Origin of the sequence: Citrobacter sp. FP75 (genome assembly GCF_018342065.1) — a bacterium.
Classification (GTDB): Bacteria; Pseudomonadota; Gammaproteobacteria; order Enterobacterales; family Enterobacteriaceae; genus Citrobacter.
Genome location: NZ_JAFDOE010000001.1, coordinates 800,486 through 818,030, shown reverse-complemented (window position 1 = coordinate 818,030; position 17,545 = coordinate 800,486). Strand labels below are relative to the sequence as shown.

The window sequence follows — 17,545 nt, the reverse complement described above, 5'->3', positions numbered from 1 at the left end:
TTATAAATCTCGCCAGCACGATAGTTTTAACGTTTACTATGTTGCGCCTTTTTATTTCCACCGTGAGGGATTATGCGTTTCAGGCAATTGCTACCACTTTTCAGTGCGCTGTTCGCGCTATACATCATTTGGGGTTCCACATACTTCGTTATTCGTATTGGCGTTGAGAGCTGGCCGCCGCTAATGATGGCCGGCGTGCGATTTCTGTCTGCGGGGATTTTGTTAACCGCATTTTTACTTCTGCGCGGTCACAAGCTGCCGCCGTTACGCCCGCTGCTCAATGCCGCGCTGATCGGCATTCTGCTACTGGCGGTGGGGAATGGGCTGGTCACCGTCGCAGAACACCAGAACGTCCCTTCCGGCATCGCTGCCGTGGTAGTCGCGACCGTCCCGCTGTTTACGCTGTGCTTCAGCTATTTCTTTGGTATCAAAACCCGCAAACTGGAGTGGATGGGCATCGCCATTGGACTGGCTGGGATCATCATGCTCAACAGCGGCGGGAATTTGAGTGGCAACCCATGGGGTGCGGTGTTGATCCTGATTGGCTCGATGAGCTGGGCATTCGGTTCCGTGTACGGCTCGCGCATCACGTTACCCGTGGGAATGATGGCCGGGGCCATTGAGATGTTAGCCGCAGGCATCGTGCTGATGGGCGCCTCGCTTATCGCCGGGGAAAAGCTGACCACCATGCCGTCGTTTTCCGGCTTTATGGCGGTTGCTTACCTGGCGCTGTTTGGATCCATTATTGCAATCAACGCATATATGTACCTGATCCGTAACGTTAGCCCGGCACTGGCGACCAGTTATGCCTACGTCAACCCGGTCGTTGCCGTGCTGTTAGGAACCGGTCTGGGAGGCGAAAGCCTGGCGTTCATCGAGTGGCTGGCTCTTGGGGTAATTGTTTTCGCGGTGATACTGGTGACGCTGGGCAAATACCTGTTCCCGGTCAAAGCGGACGCAGTCGCCGCACCGTCGGAAAAATCGTTACAGTAAATGAATACCCTGGGTGTCGATCTGCGCGGTGGCGCCACCGCTGCAGATCCACTCGATAACACGTTCAGACAGCGCTTCATCATCCAGCTTTTTACGCCCACGCAGGGCGCATTCCCATATAATCAGCACACGCCAGCCAAGCGTTTGCAGCTGCTCGCGATCCCGCGCATCGCGCACGACGTTTTTTCCTATCTTTTCCAGCCAGAACTCCGTGCGCGTCGCGGGGGTCTTAAATAAATAGCAGTCGTGGTGATGCCAGAAACAGCCATGGGTAAAAATGACGCACTGGTAGTCATTCACCACAAAATCGGGACGGCCAGGTAACGTCGCATCCTGGACGCAAAACGTTACCCCCTGCTCCGTCAATACGCCGGCCAGGCGTTTCTCAATAGCCGTATCACGGGTCGCTATTGCCCGCATATTTTTACTGCGCGTGGCCTTATCGTGAACGTCTGCCATGCGAGTTCTCTTTCTCACGCAGCGAGACGGCCTGTTTGATTTTTGGCTCCAGCAGTCTGGCTACAGCCGCAAATGCCGGGACCACCACCGAATTACCGAACTGGCGATAGGCCTGGGTATCAGAAACCGGAATGCGAAACTGATATCCCTGGGGTGACTCAAAACCCATCAGGCGCGCGCACTCTCGGGGCGTGAGTCTGCGCGGTCGGTGCAGTTGGTTGCGCGGATCGTCAAAATCCTGTTCACCCAGCGCCATATCCCAGCCACGGTCGATTAAGATTTCTGCCCCGTCCTTGTAATAGCGCGCGGATAATGTGCGCGTCACGCTATGCGGATTACCGGGATACGCCATACCGTAGCCAAAGCCATTCCCCCGTGCCTGATGCTTTTTCGCGTAGCAATATAAATATTTCCACAGCACCGGCGTCAGGATATATTTCGCATCAACGGTCGGTTCAAGCAATTCCGCCAGCGTAATACGCCGTTGCGGGTAGCAGGTGACAATGTCGCGCAGCGTGAAGTCGGTTTTCAGATTCAGATCGCGTCGAAAGCCCACGAGGACAATACGTTCGCGATGCTGCGGCAAAAAGTATTTTCCATCGATGATTTTAGGATCGTCCGGTCCATTATCCGCCGCATCCGCCACGTCATACCCCAACTCATCCAGCGTTTGCATAATGATGCGAAACGTTTTCCCCTGATCATGGCTTTTCAGGTTTTTGACGTTTTCCAGCACAAAGATTGCCGGACGGCGGGCATCAATGATTCTGACCACGTCGAAAAATAGCGTGCCTTGCGTATCGCAGGCAAAACCATGCGCACGGCCTAAGGCATTTTTCTTGGAGACGCCCGCCAGCGAAAACGGCTGACAGGGAAAGCCAGCCAGCAGCACATCATGCTGAGGGATATGCTGGCGAATATGTTCAGCTGCATCCTCGTCGCTCACTCCAACACGATGGCTTAACGTGATATCGCGAATATCTTCATTAAAATGATGCTGGTCAGGGTCGCAATAGTAATTCGCTTTGTAGGTGCGAACCGCATGCTTGTTCCACTCGCTGGTAAACACGCACTGCCCGCCAATAGCCTCAAAGCCGCGGCGAATACCGCCAATCCCGGCAAAAAGATCAACAAAGCGAAAAGCGTACTGCGGATGATGTACAGGCGGCGTCGGTAGTAAGGTCTTCAGATGGGCAAATTCACGATCGCTCAAGCGGTGCCATGATTCGTTCGCCAGCACACGCTTGAAGATGGCCGGACTCCAGTGATGCTCACCGACGCCATTAAGGTGGGCCACCAGCGTTCTCACGTCATAAATCTCAAGCAACTTTTCCAACATCACCCGCACGGCGATCCCGGTATCATCTGTCATCAGGTTCATGGTGCTCGTTACTGAAAAATTTTCCTGCATACATTTAACCGGCCGAAATGGATTATCGACAGATTAACATAAAACAGAGGCGTTTACGTTTCAGCTGTGCGGGCTACTGATGCGTCTTAAAGGGCTGAATAGCAGCAAGATCCAGTCCCGCATACTCCCCTTTTAGTTCTGCGCTTAATTTGGCCATATAGGTCAGTAAAAAATCGGCGTTATGCTGCGCTAAATGCCGCCCCTGCATCGTTTGCATCGTCAGCGGTAGTTGCAATAATTTGGTCTGGAAATGATCGAGAGCATACTGCTTGTCGTCAAGCGTACGGCGCTGTGCAAAAGGGTCCTCAGCATCAAACAGTGCTACCCCCAGTGCGCCAGAAACCGCAAATACACGCGCTAAGCCGATGGCCCCTAACGCCTCCAGCCTGTCAGCATCCTGAACAATTTTAGCTTCGATCGTAGTGGGCGAAATTTTTGCGCTAAAACTATGTGCTTCAATAGCATGGCTTACCGCTGGCAACCGATCTGCTGGAAATGTGGGGAAATCCTGCGCCAACACGCGGCAAGTTTCCTGCGCAGCCAGAGCCGACGAACGATGACGGTCAGGATGGTTTTTCGGCAAGCTGATAAGGTCATGGAAATAACAGGCGGTCAGTACCACCAGCCAGTCAACGGTTGCGTCGGTACTCAACTGTTGCGACGTCATCCACACGCGACGAAAATGAAAGATGTCATGGGCTGCATCCTGGCCAACATGATTTTCACGCAGCCATGCTTCAAATTGCGACTGCCAGTGTTGTAATTCCATGCCATACCTCGTGAACGCTGCGTCTATATATAAACAACATAAATTACACCACTAAATTTATAACATCAAATTATTAATCATTACACATCCACACAATAACCTATAACTTATAAATACAATAAACAAAATCATATTGAATTTATATAAAATTCAAATTCAATATAAATAAATATCGATCCATAACCAATTGATAAACATATCATTTAAATGACAAATACAAAACACATAAATATATTAAATCAATAATAAAAAACCAAATAGAAATATTTTGAAATCTTTTAAATACAATTGTTACATGTTATATTTTAAAATAAATGAACTTCATAGAATAGTATCCAAATGTAGTCTTTCGGATAGAACTACATATTCACATCAATTATTATCATAAGGGAATACATAATGAAAAGAAAAGTTCTGGCGCTTCTTCTTCCTGCATTATTAGCTGCAAGCGCAGCTAATGCGGCTGAAATCTATAATAAGAATGGCAATAAACTGGATCTGTACGGAAAAGTTGATGGTCTGCGTTATTTCTCTGATGACGCGGGCAGCGACGGCGATCAGAGCTATGCTCGTCTGGGTTTTAAAGGCGAAACTCAGATCAACGATATGCTCACCGGCTACGGCCAGTGGGAATATAACATTCAGGCCAACGGCACTGAAGGTGATAAAGGCGATTCATGGACCCGTCTGGGCTTTGCCGGTTTAGGCTTTGGTGAGAATGGTACTTTCGACTATGGTCGTAACTACGGTGTCGTATATGACATCGAAGCATGGACCGATATGCTGCCAGAATTCGGCGGCGATACCTGGGCACAAACCGACGTCTATATGACCGGTCGTACCAACGGTGTTGCCACTTACCGTAATAACGGTTTCTTCGGTCAGGTGGATGGCCTGAACTTCGCCCTGCAGTATCAGGGTAATAATGAAGGCAGTAGCCTGGGTCAGGAAGGTTCTGGTAATAGCAACGGACGTAAACTGGCTAAAGAAAACGGCGACGGTTTCGGTTTATCCACCTCTTATGACTTTGACTTCGGCTTAAGCCTCGGTGCAGCGTACTCCAGCTCTGACCGTACCAACAACCAGGTTGCTGCTGGTCGTAGCGATCGCAGCTATGCCAACAGCTATGCAGGCGGCGAAACTGCAGATGCGTGGACCGTTGGTGCGAAATATGATGCCAACAACATTTACCTGGCTGCCATGTACGCAGAAACCCGCAACATGACCTATTACGGTTCAGGAGATGGACTGGCTGGCGGTATTGCCAACAAAACCCAGAACTTTGAAGTGACCGCTCAGTACCAGTTTGATTTTGGTCTGCGCCCTGCCGTTTCCTTCCTGCAATCTAAAGGCGTTGACTTAGGCGGCTGGGATCACGATAGCAATGGTAACGCTCGCTACACCGACAAAGATCTGGTGAAATATGTTGATGTGGGTATGACTTACTACTTCAACAAAAACATGTCTACCTACGTTGATTACAAAATCAACCTGCTGGACGAAGACGACAGCTTCTACTCTGATAACGGCATCGCAACTGACGATATCGTTGCCGTTGGCTTAGTCTACCAGTTCTAATTAGTGCAAAAATACACAAGCCCGCTTCATATGAAGCGGGCTTTTTGTTTATACGAAACGTATTTACGTGCCCGGCAGGCAATCTGGCGACAAACTTGTGAGGATATTCAAAGAAAAATACATCGGTGAGAACTGTCGTTGAAAGCAGGGCCTGCAAGTGCTTGAATAGTGGCGGAGAGAGGGGGATTTGAACCCCCGGTAGAGTTGCCCCTACTCCGGTTTTCGAGACCGGTCCATTCAGCCGCTCTGGCATCTCTCCGTTCTGGCGGTTGCCATGATGCCAGGTTATTTGGCATTTTAACAGACCCCGTTCCGTCAATTTCGTTCAAGTGACGAGTTTGCGAGCAAAACGATGATTAAGTGGCCCTGGAAAGAGCAAGAAACAGCCCGGAATGATGACTGGCCGTGGGATGACGCCCTGGCAATTCCTCTTCTGGTGAATCTCACCGAGCAAGAACAAGCCAGACTTATCGCCCTGGCTGAGCGTTTTTTACAGCAAAAAAGGTTAGTTGCACTCCAGGGGTTTGAGCTGGACCCTCTAAAAAGTGCGCGTATTGCTCTGCTGTTCTGTTTGCCTATTCTGGAATTGGGTATTGAGTGGCTTGATGGTTTTCATGAAGTCCTGATCTACCCAGCCCCGTTTGTGGTGGATGATGAATGGGAGGATGACATTGGGCTGGTGCATAACCAACGCGTCGTTCAGTCCGGCCAAAGCTGGCAACAAGGTCCGGTGATCCTGAACTGGCTCGACATTCAGGACTCCTTCGATGCCTCCGGTTTTAATCTGATTATTCATGAAGTGGCGCATAAACTGGATATGCGCAATGGCGATCGCGCCAGTGGTATTCCGGCGATCCCGCTGCGGGAGATCGCTAGCTGGGAACACGACCTGCATGCTGCAATGAATAACATTCAGGATGAAGTCGACCTGGTGGGCGAAACCGCTTGCAGTATAGATGCCTATGCTGCAACCGATCCTGCCGAATGTTTTGCCGTGCTATCTGAATATTACTTCAGCGCCCCCGAGTTATTTGCGCCTCGTTTCCCTGCATTATGGCAGCGTTTCTCGCAATTCTATCGGCAGAACCCTTTGCAACGGCTGTGCGATAGCCGGGAAGATGAGAATAATCGCTCATCGAATGTGCATTAACACTGCGTTTTGAGGATTAATTAACCAATTGAAATGACGTGCTAATTTTACTGTTGACACGTCAGGGTGAGGTCAGTAATATGCGCCTCGTTCACACGATTCCTCTGTAGTTCAGTCGGTAGAACGGCGGACTGTTAATCCGTATGTCACTGGTTCGAGTCCAGTCAGAGGAGCCAAATTTAAGAAGCCTGCTCAGGAAACTAAGCAGGTTTTTTTTGCTTTCCTATTTTTATTTTCTCTTCCCTCATATTTTTCATCTTGCCTGCTGTAAGAGATAAAATCGTTTTCTCTTCCCGTCTGTCGCGGTAGTCTCATCACAGTCGCTAATATCTCGACTGCAATGTGCGTAATTTTATTCCAATACTAATAACAAAAAATCAGTACAGACAGGATAGCTATGGATTCCACCCTCATCTCCACGGGTCCTCAGGAGGACTCCTCTTCACTACATCGCGCCCGACGTGCCGCACTGGGTAGCTTCGCCGGTGCCGTGGTCGACTGGTATGATTTTCTGCTATATGGCATCACCGCCGCGTTGGTTTTTAACCGCGAGTTTTTCCCGCAAATCAGCCCGGCGATGGGTACGCTTGCAGCCTTTGCCACCTTTGGCGTCGGATTTTTATTCCGCCCGTTAGGTGGGGTGATCTTCGGTCACTTTGGCGATCGCCTGGGCCGCAAGCGAATGCTGATGCTCACCGTCTGGATGATGGGCATTGCCACGGCGTTGATTGGTATTATTCCCTCTTTTGACACCATCGGCTGGTGGGCCCCGGTTCTGCTGGTTACGCTGCGTGCCATTCAGGGATTCGCCGTCGGTGGCGAATGGGGCGGCGCGGCGCTGCTCTCCGTCGAAAGCGCGCCAAAAAACAAAAAAGCATTCTACAGCAGCGGCGTTCAGGTGGGTTATGGCGTCGGCCTTCTGCTCTCGACGGGATTGGTTTCGCTAATCAGTTCGCACACAACCGATGAGCAGTTCCTGAGCTGGGGCTGGCGCATCCCATTCCTGTTCAGCATTGTGCTGGTGCTCGGCGCATTATGGATGCGTAACCGAATGGAAGAGTCGACAGAGTTTGAACAGCAAAAACAACAGCAGACGCAAACCAAAAAACGCCTGCCAGTTGTTGAGGCGCTGACCCGACACCCGGGGGCATTTATGAAAATTATCGCCCTGCGCCTGTGCGAACTGTTAACCATGTACATCGTCACCGCATTTGCCCTGAATTATTCCACGCAAAACCTGGGTCTACCGCGTGAACTATTTCTGAATATTGGTCTGTTAGTTGGTGGATTGAGCTGTCTGACAATCCCCTGCTTCGCCTGGCTTGCCGACCGATTTGGCCGTCGACGGGTCTACATTACTGGAGCCCTGGTCGGCACGCTCAGCGCCTTCCCGTTCTTTATAGCCCTTGAGGCTCAGTCTATTTTTTGGATTGTGTTCTTCGCCATTATGCTGGCAAACATCGCCCATGACATGGTGGTCTGCGTACAGCAGCCGATGTTTACCGGGTTATTTGGCGCAAGCTATCGTTACAGCGGTGCGGGTGTTGGCTATCAGGTTGCCAGCGTCGTGGGCGGCGGTTTTACCCCATTTATTGCCGCTGCGCTGGTGACCTTCTCTGGGGGAGACTGGCATAGCGTTGCCATTTACCTGATGGCGGGATGTCTTATTTCTGCCGCGACCGCAATTCTGATGAAAGATAAACCGCACACCTAAGCCTTTGTGCGAAGGCCATTCGGTCTTCGCATATTCTTCCTCAACGTCTGACTTTTGTTTCACATTCCTGTGACATACTATCGGGTGAGCAGCACATCTGTGGAACAAGGAGACAGACATGAACAATAAGGGCCCCAGCCTGACCCCGGCTCAGGCGCTGGATAAACTGGACGCATTGTATGAGCAGTCGGTTAAGGCTCTGCGTAGCGCCATTGGCAAGTATATTGAAACCGGGACACTTCCTGACATCATCGCCCGAGATAACGGTCTTTTTGTTTACCCTTCACTTTCTGTAACCTGGGATGGCAGCGCAACGAATCCCCCGAAAACGCGCGCCTACGGTCGCTTTACCCATGCTGGTTGCTATACCACGACCATTACCCGCCCGTCACTGTTCCGCCCTTATCTTGAAGAACAGCTCACCCTACTGTACCAGGATTACGATGCGCATATTTGCGTCGAACCGTCACAGCATGAGATCCCCTATCCCTATGTGATAGACGGCTCTGAACTGACGCTCGACCGCTCCATGAGCGCCGGATTAACCCGTCATTTCCCCACCACCGAACTGTCGCAGATTGGCGATGAAACTGCGGACGGGACGTATCACCCGGCGGAATTTTCTCCACTGTCGCACTTCGACGCCCGACGCGTTGATTTTTCACTGGCGCGCCTGCGTCACTACACGGGCACGCCGGTGGAACATTTTCAACCCTTTGTGCTGTTCACTAACTACACCCGCTATGTCGATGAGTTTGTGCGCTGGGGCTGCAGCCAGATCCTCGACCCGGACAGCCCGTATATTGCACTGTCATGCGCAGGTGGAATTTGGATCACTGCCGAAACCGAAGCCCCGGAAGAAGCCATTTCCGATCTTGCCTGGAAGAAACACCAGATGCCCGCCTGGCATTTAATCACCGCCGACGGTCAGGGGATCACGCTGGTGAATATCGGCGTCGGTCCGTCAAACGCCAAAACCATTTGCGATCATCTGGCGGTCCTGCGTCCTGATGTCTGGCTAATGATTGGACACTGTGGCGGCCTGCGTGAAAGCCAGGCAATTGGTGATTATGTTCTGGCTCACGCCTATCTGCGTGACGATCACGTGCTCGATGCCGTGCTGCCGCCGGATATTCCAATTCCGAGCATCGCCGAAGTACAGCGCGCACTGTATGACGCCACCAAAGAAGTCAGCGGCATGCCCGGTGAAGAGGTCAAACAGCGACTGCGCACCGGTACCGTCGTCACCACCGACGATCGCAACTGGGAGCTACGCTACTCTGCCTCTGCGCTGCGCTTTAACCTCAGCCGTGCCGTCGCTATCGATATGGAGAGCGCCACGATTGCCGCCCAGGGTTACCGCTTCCGCGTGCCTTACGGCACCCTGCTTTGCGTCTCCGATAAACCGCTGCATGGTGAGATTAAACTCCCGGGCCAAGCCAACCGTTTTTATGAGGGCGCAATTTCCGAGCACCTGCAGATTGGTATCCGGGCAATCGATCGTCTTCGCGCCGAGGGTGATCGCCTGCACTCCCGCAAATTACGCACGTTCAACGAACCGCCGTTCCGTTAAGGCCTGAAGGTAACTATGCATAACTCAACTCCCCTTTCCGCTCTGCGTAATTTGCTGTTAGCGCAGGGACTGGATGGTATGATTGTTCCACGCGCCGATGCTCATCAGAGCGAGGACTGCACGCCACACGACAATAAACTGGCCTGGCTGACCGGCTTTAGCGGCTCTGCTGGCCTGGCGCTGGTGCTGCGCGATCGCGCATTAATGTTTGTCGATGGGCGCTATCAGGTCCAGGTGCGCAGCGAAGTTTCCCTGGATGACTTCGAAATTCATCATTTACACGACGAACCGCTGGCCGATTATTTGCAGTCGAACGTTGCCGCTGGCACCCGTATTGGCTTTGAGCCTCTGCTGATGGTCAACAGCCAGTTTGAGGCGTTATCAGCAACTCATTGCGAACTAGTCGCTCTTGAAACTGACCCCTTTGACAAGGTTTGGCTCGATCGGCCAGCGGCTCCCTGCGGTATCATCCGCGAAATGCCCATTGAGATTAGCGGTGAAAGCAGTGCGCAAAAACGCGGGCGGATCGTCGAGCAACTTGTTCAACATCAGACTGACTTTCTGGCGATTACCCTGCCCGATAACATAGCCTGGCTGCTCAATGTACGCGGCTCAGATCTTAACATGGTTCCGGTGCCGTTTTCGTTTGCCCTGCTGCATCGCAGCGGTGAACTGGAGTGGTTTGTTGATGCCAAAAAAACGCAGCAGTTACCTGATTCGCTGCTGGACACATTGACGATTACCCCACAGGATCATTTCCTGCCTCGCTGCCAGCAGCTTGCCCACGGAAAACGCTTCCTGGTCGATAAAGACTATGCGCCGGTGGCGCTGCGTTTTGCTATTGAGGAGCACGGCGGCGAACTCCTTTGGGCACCCGATCCCATCACCCTGATCAAAGCGCATAAAAATAGCACTGAACTGGCAGGTTACCGCGAATGCCATGAGCAGGATGGTGCCGCCTGGGTGAATTTCCTCGCCTGGCTGGCGCATGAAGTGCCATTGCGTGAGGCGGCAGGTAATCCGGTAACCGAACTGGAAGCGCAGGCAAAACAGCTGGCGTTTCGCCAGCAACAGCCGGGGTTTATTGAGCAGAGTTTTGGCACTATCTCAGCATCAGCCAGCAATGCGGCGATGTGTCATTATCATTCCAGCGAAAAAACCGATACGCCGATCACCTCTCAGGCAATGTATTTAAATGATTCCGGCGGTCAGTACCAAAACGGCACCACGGATACAACGCGCACCCTCGCCTTCGGCCCACAGGATCCGCAGCGTCGGCTGCATTACACCGCCGTTTTGAAAGGCTTTTTATCGCTGATCACGCTGCAGTTTCCCAGTGGCACTCAGGGGCATCAGCTGGATGCGTTTAGCCGTCGGGCACTTTGGGAGCTGGGTCTGGATTTCGATCATGGCACGGGACACGGCGTGGGGCACCAGTTGTTGATCCATGAGCAACCGCACCGCATTGCGAAGAAAGTGAACCCCTGGCCTCTGGTCGCAGGCAATATTATTACCATCGAGCCGGGTTATTATCTGGCCGGGCAATACGGTATCCGCATTGAGAATCAGGTAGAGATTATCGAGAGTCGCCCAGGTTTTTGCCGCTTCTCCACGCTGACGCTGGTACCCATCGACCTGAATCTGGTTGAATTGCATCTGTTGAGCGATGCAGAAAAACAATGGATCGATGATTACCATCAGCAGGTCAGAGAAACGTTGTCGCCACGCGTGGACAGCAGCGCGCGTCCATGGCTATTTGCTGCCACCGCGCCAATTCGCGTTCAGGCCAATTAATGCATTAAAAAAGGCAGCCCGCAGGCTGCCTTAGTTCTCCCCAACATCTTACTGCTTAGCTGTTACGGATGTATTCATCCATTTCAGTTTTCAGGTTATCGGACTTGGTGCCGAAGATAGCCTGAACACCGGAGCCAGCAACCACCACACCCGCAGCACCCAGTTTCTTCAGGCCAGCCTGATCCACTTTGGCAACGTCAGCTACGCTGACACGCAGACGAGTGATGCACGCATCGAGGTTAGTGATGTTTTCTTTACCGCCGAACGCAGCAACCAGGGCCGGAGCCATTTCGCCAGTCGCCGCGGATTTGCTGTCTTCCGTCGCGTCTTCACGACCTGGGGTTTTCAGGTCCAGCGCTTTGATCAGCACACGGAAGATGGTGTAGTAAATAATCGCATAACCGATACCGACAATCGGGAACAGCCACAGTTTGCTGCTGTTTCCGGACAGAACGATGAAGTCGATCAGACCGTGAGAGAACGACGTTCCGTCACGCATACCCAGCAGGATACAGATCGGGAATGCCAGACCTGCCAGAATCGCGTGGATGATGTACAGGATCGGCGCCACGAACATGAAGGAGAACTCGATCGGCTCGGTAATACCGGTCAGGAACGAGGTCAACGCTGCGGAGATCATGATACCGCCCACTTTCGCGCGGTTTTCTGGTTTTGCAGAGTGCCAGATAGCGATAGCAGCAGCCGGCAGACCGTACATTTTGAACAGGAAGCCGCCAGACAGCATACCCGCAGTCGGGTCACCCGCCATATAGCGAGGGATGTCGCCGTGGAACACCTGGCCTGCAGCGTTGGTGTATTCACCGATCTGCATCTGGAATGGAACGTTCCAGATATGGTGCAGACCAAACGGTACCAGGCAGCGTTCAATGAAGCCATAGATACCGAACGCGACAACCGGGTTCTGGTAGGCAGCCCATTGGGAAAACGTCTGGATAGCAGTACCGATCGGCGGCCAAATGAAGGACAGGACAACACCCGTAAAGATGGCAGCCAGACCAGAAATAATTGGAACGAAGCGCTTACCGGCAAAGAAGCCAAGATACTCAGGCAGTTTGATGCGGTAGAAACGGTTGAACATGTACGCTGCTATCGCACCGGAGATAATCCCCCCGAGAACACCGGTATCGGCCAGGTGTTTTGCTGCGATCTCTTCAGCAGGTAAATGCAGAACCAGCGGCGCAACCACAGACATGGTCTTAACCATGATGCCGTAGGCAACCACTGACGCCAGTGCGGAAACACCGTCATTGTTGGTGAAGCCTAATGCTACACCAATAGCGAAAATCAGCGGCATGTTTGCAAAAACAGAACCGCCTGCTTCTGCCATTACGTGCGATACAACGGCTGGCAGCCAGCTGAAGTTAGCGGAACCGACACCGAGCAGGATACCTGCAATCGGGAGTACGGATACCGGCAGCATCAGCGATTTACCGACCTTTTGCAGGTTAGCAAATGCATTCTTAAACATAATTGAGAGTGCTCCTGAGTATTTGTGCTTTTCTACGTTCTCACGCATTGGCGAGGGGGGAGAGCCTCGCCGTGGACAGGGCATCTAAGTACCCTTTATTTATTACACAGAGTAAAATAATTCAGTTTGTTTTTGTTTGACGGTTATCACAATTCAGCTGTAGATAACCGCCAAATTCGCACAATCCGATAAAATGAGTATCTGAATGTGTCTAACTGGTTATTCACCGCCCATTTTGTGGCGGTGAACTTTACTCGCTTTACTTATTAATTACGAGCTTTAAAAAAACTCAGTTAGCGGATAGATTGCAGGCGAGAAGCGTCGATGTGAAACAGGCGGGCAAAGTTATCAGTGGTGATTTGCGCCAGTTCTTCAACGGCAACACCTTTCAATACGGCCATATACTCTGCGACATCGCGAACCATAGCCGGCTGGTTCTCTTTACCACGATGCGGTACCGGCGCAAGGTACGGGGAATCAGTCTCAACCAGCAAACGATCCAAAGGAACATAACGCGCAGCGTCGCGTAACTGCTCAGCGTTACGGAACGTGACGATGCCGGAAAAAGAGATATAAAATCCGAGATCCAACAGCTTGCCCGCAGTTTCTCTGTCCTCTGTAAAACAGTGTAGTACGCCGCCACAATCCGTCACCTTTTCTTCGCGCAGAATCGACAGGGTATCGGCTCGCGCATCGCGGGTATGGACGATCACCGGCTTTTGTAGGTCACGACCGATCTGGATGTGATGAATGAACGACTCCTGCTGGCGAACTTTGGTTTCCGGGGTGTAAAAGTAATCCAGCCCGGTTTCGCCCATCGCCACCACGCCCTCTTCAGCGGCAAAGCGGCGCAGGTCTTCTACATCATAGGTTTCATCCTGATTTAACGGATGCACGCCGCAGGAGAAAACCACATTGTCGCGCTCGCCGACCAGGTCGCGCATACTGCGGTATCCGGGTAAGGTTGTCGCCACGGCAAGACAAAACTTCACATCACGTGCCGCCGCTTTCGCCAGCACGTCATCCACGTCCTTATGCAAAGATTGATAATCCAGGCCATCAAGATGGCAGTGTGAGTCGACTAAAAACATAATGTCTCTCTCAAAGATGGGGAACAGGCAGCACGGTGCCTGGTTGCAGGTAATGCTCAATACGCAGGATAAGATCGGTTAATACCAGTTCACGATTTACACCCGTCACGTTTAGCAACTGTTGGCGACAATGACAAACGTCACCGAGTATCGCCTGAATCTGGGCGACAGATAACCGTTCAGCAATTGATGATATCAATGCCAGCGCATCAGGGTTCGTTAAATGAGCAACGCCATACGGGCGCTTAAGCGCATCGGTAAACAGCGTGGCCAGCCAGTGTAAACGGGCCGCGGCCTGTTCATGGTTCAGCGCCGCCAGCAGGAGATACCAGTCGCCAGAGTGCAAGGTATTCGCCAGCGCCGCGCAGAAATCGCTACGGTGCGCCCAGCTTTCTGCCTGAAGCAGCGTTAATGCGGCCCCTGGAGACCCGGCGTTCAGGCGTAATGCGCTCAGAAGCGCATCCTGCGCGGCGGTCACTTCACGGGCCAGCCAGGAAACTGCATACGATTCCATCGGGGGCGCAAGGTGATGCAATCGGCAGCGACTGCGTAGTGTGGCCAACAAACGAGCAGGCTCAGTACAAGCAAGAAAAAACCAGGTCTGCGCCGGGGGTTCTTCCAGCGTCTTTAGCAAGGCATTGGCCGCGGCATCCGTTAGCTGGGCGGCATCAGGGATCCACACCACTTTCGCACCGCCAAGGCGCGAATGCTCGTACAGCTTTTCACTGATTTCGCGCACCGCATCAACGCCCAGCGTGCTTTTGCCTTTCTCCGGTAGCAGTGAGTAATAGTCAGGATGCGTTCCTGCCTGCATCAACTGACAGCCACGGCAGTGCCCACAGCTTTTATGCCCTTCTGGCTGTTGGCACATCAGATAGCGGCTGAGGGCGTAAATCAGCGCGTCGTCACCCATGCCCGGTAACGCCTGAATCAGTAACGCATGGTGACCGCGACCCGCCTGATAACTGGCGACCAGTTTTTCAAAATCGGGTCGTAACCATGGGTACCATTTCATGCGCCCTGCTCCTGCACCCAGTGAGTAATGGTGCGACGGATATCATTCATGACAGCCTCAAGCGGCTGCGTAGCATCAATAGTACGAATGCTGGAATCTTTCGCCGCCAGTTCCAGATAGCGGGCACGGGTACGATTGAAGAAGTCAAAAGACTCCTGTTCAATGCGGTCCAGCTCACCACGGGCGCGAGCACGCTTTAAACCGACTTCAGGCGTTACATCCAGATAGAGCGTCAGGTCTGGACGAAAATCACCGAGCACCGCATCACGCAGGGTTGCCAGCATGTTTTGATCGATGCCGCGTCCGCCGCCCTGATAGGCCTGGGTCGACAAATCGTGACGATCGCCAATCACCCAGGCGCCTTTTGCCAGCGCGGGCTTAATCACGGTTTCTACCAGTTGAACGCGTGCGGCATAGAACATCAGCACTTCGGCTTTATCGGTAATAATCTCATCACCGACTGATTTGATATCCAGCACCAGACTTCTTAATTTCTCTGCCAGCTGTGTTCCACCGGGCTCGCGGGTAAAAACCATATCGCGAATACCGAGTTGCTCAAGTGTCTCCACCACCACATCGCGCGCAGTGGTTTTTCCGGCGCCTTCCAGGCCCTCGATGACGATATAATTACTGCCCATTTTTTTCCTTAAGCACTTTCAGGTAATCCTGCACTGACCGGTTGTGGCTGGCAAGATTGGTATTAAATGTGTGACCACCTTTGCCGTCAGCCACGAAATAAAGATACGGCGTTTTCGCCGGATGTGCGGCAGCCCGCAAAGAGGCTTCGCCCGGCATAGCAATCGGGCCTGGCGGCAGGCCGGTAATGGTATAGGTGTTATACGCGGTCGGCGTTTCCAGATCGGCACGCGACAATTTACCATTATACCGTGTGCCCATCCCATAAATCACTGTCGGATCGGTTTGTAAGCGCATGCCAATACGGAGACGGTTAATAAATACCGAGGCCACCTGGTCGCGCTCGCTGGCGACAGCGGTTTCTTTTTCAATGATCGACGCCATGGTCACCAACTGATTTTTATCTTTATACGGCAGACCTTCTGCACGCCCTTCCCAGGCGCTATCAACCGCTTTAACCATTTTTTGGTGCGCGCGTTTCAGCAGGGCCACATCCGGGGTATTGGCGGTGTACATCCAGGTATCCGGCCAGAACCAGCCTTCTACCCATTCAGGATTTTCCAGCTTTAACACCTCAGCAACGGTCGCGTAGTTGTCATCGCTCAGGGTATGCTTGATGTACGGCGCATCACGCAGCTGTTTGAGGTAATCGCTCAGGCGCATGCCCTCAACCAGACGTAACGGAAACTGTGCTTCTTTACCGCTTTCAAGCAGTTGCAGCATCTCCCGTACTGTCATATCAGGCATCAGGCGGTAGGTCCCGGCTTTAAAATGCGAAAGATCGGGTTCAATACGCAGTAGCCACTGGAATACGCGCGGACGATTAATAACCTTATCGGCATACAGTTGTTCGCCCAGCGCCAGACGGCCCGTACCCGCTTTCAGCGTAAAAATCGTCTCTTCTTTAATTAAGAGCTTACTGTCCGCCAGATGGCGAACTTTCCACATTCCCACTCCCGCGGCAATGCCCAGCACAACCAACAATAAAAGAACAACGAGTAACAATTTTTTCATGACTAATTTGGGTGCTCACAAAGTGGGGCTAAAAAATCAAATAACAAACGTGAAGACAGCAATTTGTCGCCACAGGCACGCACGGGAACCACTGGCATTAATGCATTACAGACGATCATCTCATCAGCCTGCATCACGTCCTCTTCCCGGGCATACACTTCGACAATCCTGAACGGTGATTGTGCCAGCATCCGCATACAGAATTGTCGCATAATGCCGTTTACGCCTGCCTGGTCCATTCGCGGGGTATAAACCACATCGTCTTTACGCCAGAACACATTAGCCGCACAGCATTCCGTAACCCATCCCTCACTGTCAAGAACCAGCGCTTCATCGGCGTCTGTCTGCTCAAGATGAGAACGAATCAGCACCTGTTCCAGTCGGTTCAGATGTTTAAGACCGGCAAGCATTGGATTGCGTCCCAGACGCACAGGGCTTAATGCGAGAGTAATCCCCTCTTTCTGCCAACGATCGTAATGTGCAGGAAAGGCAGAAGTAGAGAGAATACGCGTAGGAGAATGGCAGTTTAGGCCACTGTATCCCCTGCCCCCGCTACCACGGCTAATGATCGCTTTCAGCACGCCACGCGTATGCCCGGCAGCAAGTCTTTGCATTTCATCCTGCAAATCTGACCACTTATCGAAGGGGATGAGCAACTTTTGACACGTGTTTTGTAAACGCTGGAGATGCGCCGAAAGGAAGCACACTTTACCGTCAATAATTCGCGCGGTGGTAAAACACCCGTCACCAAACTGCGTCGCGCGATCGCTTGCAGCCAGAGTATCCTGCTCACGACCATTAATTAAGAACATAGTGGCTGGCTCCTTATTCGTGGTCCGCTAGTTTGGCAGGATGAGTA

At 52.2% G+C, this 17,545-nt stretch carries 15 protein-coding genes and 2 tRNA genes; 7 read left to right on the top strand and 10 right to left on the bottom strand.

Annotation, left to right across the window (positions count from 1 at the left end; translation table 11 throughout):
• Positions 1-72: 72 nt before the first annotated feature.
• Entirely contained in the window at positions 73-993 is a 921-nt protein-coding gene (gene yedA / locus JQ822_RS03875) for a drug/metabolite exporter YedA (RefSeq protein ID WP_213132355.1), read from the top strand.
• Here yedA and JQ822_RS03870 read toward each other — a convergent pair.
• From JQ822_RS03870 to JQ822_RS03860, 3 genes are all read right to left on the bottom strand, one after another.
• Complete coding sequence (locus JQ822_RS03870) at positions 985-1,452, bottom strand: very short patch repair endonuclease (protein ID WP_213132354.1); 468 nt, start codon at positions 1,450-1,452, stop codon at positions 985-987. The two genes, yedA and JQ822_RS03870, sit on opposite strands and share 9 nt — an antisense overlap.
• A complete protein-coding gene (locus JQ822_RS03865) occupies positions 1,433-2,863 on the bottom strand; it encodes a DNA cytosine methyltransferase (RefSeq protein ID WP_213132353.1) in 1,431 nt (476 codons plus the stop codon). The genes JQ822_RS03870 and JQ822_RS03865 overlap by 20 nt, the downstream gene beginning before the upstream one ends.
• Before the next feature lie 73 nt (positions 2,864-2,936).
• Complete coding sequence (locus JQ822_RS03860; RefSeq protein ID WP_213132352.1) at positions 2,937-3,632, bottom strand: phosphohydrolase; 696 nt, start codon at positions 3,630-3,632, stop codon at positions 2,937-2,939.
• A gap of 399 nt (positions 3,633-4,031) precedes the next feature.
• Here JQ822_RS03860 and JQ822_RS03855 point away from each other — a divergent pair, with 399 nt between their 5' ends.
• Positions 4,032-5,210 carry a porin gene (locus JQ822_RS03855; RefSeq protein ID WP_213132351.1) on the top strand — a complete coding sequence of 393 codons (1,179 nt, stop codon included), beginning with the start codon at positions 4,032-4,034 and terminating at the stop codon, positions 5,208-5,210.
• Positions 5,211-5,379: 169 nt separating this feature from the next.
• Here JQ822_RS03855 and JQ822_RS03850 read toward each other — a convergent pair.
• Positions 5,380-5,469, bottom strand: a tRNA-Ser gene (locus JQ822_RS03850).
• Between the two features lie 93 nt (positions 5,470-5,562).
• Here JQ822_RS03850 and mtfA point away from each other — a divergent pair.
• The 5 genes from mtfA to JQ822_RS03825 all read left to right on the top strand — a co-directional run bounded on the left by mtfA (position 5,563) and on the right by JQ822_RS03825 (position 11,441).
• Complete coding sequence (mtfA, locus tag JQ822_RS03845) at positions 5,563-6,360, top strand: DgsA anti-repressor MtfA (protein WP_213132350.1); 798 nt, start codon at positions 5,563-5,565, stop codon at positions 6,358-6,360.
• A 100-nt stretch (positions 6,361-6,460) separates the two neighbouring features.
• Positions 6,461-6,536: transfer RNA gene (locus JQ822_RS03840), tRNA-Asn, on the top strand.
• 221 nt (positions 6,537-6,757) lie between these two features.
• Positions 6,758-8,074: a shikimate transporter gene (gene shiA / locus JQ822_RS03835; protein ID WP_213132349.1), complete on the top strand. Its 1,317-nt coding sequence runs from the start codon at positions 6,758-6,760 to the stop codon at positions 8,072-8,074.
• A 118-nt stretch (positions 8,075-8,192) separates the two neighbouring features.
• The gene (locus JQ822_RS03830; RefSeq protein WP_213132348.1) at positions 8,193-9,647 is read left to right on the top strand and encodes an AMP nucleosidase; all 1,455 of its coding nucleotides are present in this window, start codon (positions 8,193-8,195) and stop codon (positions 9,645-9,647) included.
• 15 nt (positions 9,648-9,662) lie between these two features.
• Positions 9,663-11,441, top strand: a complete 1,779-nt coding sequence (locus tag JQ822_RS03825; RefSeq protein WP_213132347.1) for an aminopeptidase P family protein — start codon at positions 9,663-9,665, stop codon at positions 11,439-11,441.
• A 55-nt stretch (positions 11,442-11,496) separates the two neighbouring features.
• On the opposite strand, the gene ptsG is transcribed toward JQ822_RS03825, so the two are convergent.
• From ptsG to pabC, 6 genes are all read right to left on the bottom strand, one after another.
• Positions 11,497-12,930, bottom strand: a complete 1,434-nt coding sequence (ptsG, locus tag JQ822_RS03820; protein WP_213132346.1) for a PTS glucose transporter subunit IIBC — start codon at positions 12,928-12,930, stop codon at positions 11,497-11,499.
• Positions 12,931-13,223: 293 nt separating this feature from the next.
• A complete protein-coding gene (locus JQ822_RS03815) occupies positions 13,224-14,021 on the bottom strand; it encodes a metal-dependent hydrolase (protein ID WP_213132345.1) in 798 nt (265 codons plus the stop codon).
• Between the two features lie 10 nt (positions 14,022-14,031).
• On the bottom strand, positions 14,032-15,036 hold the full coding sequence (gene holB / locus JQ822_RS03810; protein WP_213132344.1) for a DNA polymerase III subunit delta': 1,005 nt from the start codon (positions 15,034-15,036) through the stop codon (positions 14,032-14,034).
• Positions 15,033-15,674, bottom strand: a complete 642-nt coding sequence (gene tmk / locus JQ822_RS03805; RefSeq protein WP_213132343.1) for a dTMP kinase — start codon at positions 15,672-15,674, stop codon at positions 15,033-15,035. Before tmk ends, holB begins: the two co-directional genes overlap by 4 nt.
• A complete protein-coding gene (yceG, locus tag JQ822_RS03800; protein ID WP_213132342.1) occupies positions 15,664-16,686 on the bottom strand; it encodes a cell division protein YceG in 1,023 nt (340 codons plus the stop codon). The genes tmk and yceG overlap by 11 nt, the downstream gene beginning before the upstream one ends.
• 2 nt (positions 16,687-16,688) lie before the next feature.
• Complete coding sequence (pabC, locus tag JQ822_RS03795; protein ID WP_213132341.1) at positions 16,689-17,498, bottom strand: aminodeoxychorismate lyase; 810 nt, start codon at positions 17,496-17,498, stop codon at positions 16,689-16,691.
• Positions 17,499-17,545 lie beyond the last annotated feature (47 nt).

Coding starts and splice junctions, on each gene's coding strand:
- yedA (WP_213132355.1), top strand. CDS start 73: ATGCGTTTCAGGCAATTGCTACCACTTTTCAGTGCGCTGTTCGCGCTA.
- JQ822_RS03870 (WP_213132354.1), bottom strand. CDS start 1,452: ATGGCAGACGTTCACGATAAGGCCACGCGCAGTAAAAATATGCGGGCA.
- JQ822_RS03865 (WP_213132353.1), bottom strand. CDS start 2,863: ATGCAGGAAAATTTTTCAGTAACGAGCACCATGAACCTGATGACAGAT.
- JQ822_RS03860 (WP_213132352.1), bottom strand. CDS start 3,632: ATGGAATTACAACACTGGCAGTCGCAATTTGAAGCATGGCTGCGTGAA.
- JQ822_RS03855 (WP_213132351.1), top strand. CDS start 4,032: ATGAAAAGAAAAGTTCTGGCGCTTCTTCTTCCTGCATTATTAGCTGCA.
- mtfA (WP_213132350.1), top strand. CDS start 5,563: ATGATTAAGTGGCCCTGGAAAGAGCAAGAAACAGCCCGGAATGATGAC.
- shiA (WP_213132349.1), top strand. CDS start 6,758: ATGGATTCCACCCTCATCTCCACGGGTCCTCAGGAGGACTCCTCTTCA.
- JQ822_RS03830 (WP_213132348.1), top strand. CDS start 8,193: ATGAACAATAAGGGCCCCAGCCTGACCCCGGCTCAGGCGCTGGATAAA.
- JQ822_RS03825 (WP_213132347.1), top strand. CDS start 9,663: ATGCATAACTCAACTCCCCTTTCCGCTCTGCGTAATTTGCTGTTAGCG.
- ptsG (WP_213132346.1), bottom strand. CDS start 12,930: ATGTTTAAGAATGCATTTGCTAACCTGCAAAAGGTCGGTAAATCGCTG.
- JQ822_RS03815 (WP_213132345.1), bottom strand. CDS start 14,021: ATGTTTTTAGTCGACTCACACTGCCATCTTGATGGCCTGGATTATCAA.
- holB (WP_213132344.1), bottom strand. CDS start 15,036: ATGAAATGGTACCCATGGTTACGACCCGATTTTGAAAAACTGGTCGCC.
- tmk (WP_213132343.1), bottom strand. CDS start 15,674: ATGGGCAGTAATTATATCGTCATCGAGGGCCTGGAAGGCGCCGGAAAA.
- yceG (WP_213132342.1), bottom strand. CDS start 16,686: ATGAAAAAATTGTTACTCGTTGTTCTTTTATTGTTGGTTGTGCTGGGC.
- pabC (WP_213132341.1), bottom strand. CDS start 17,498: ATGTTCTTAATTAATGGTCGTGAGCAGGATACTCTGGCTGCAAGCGAT.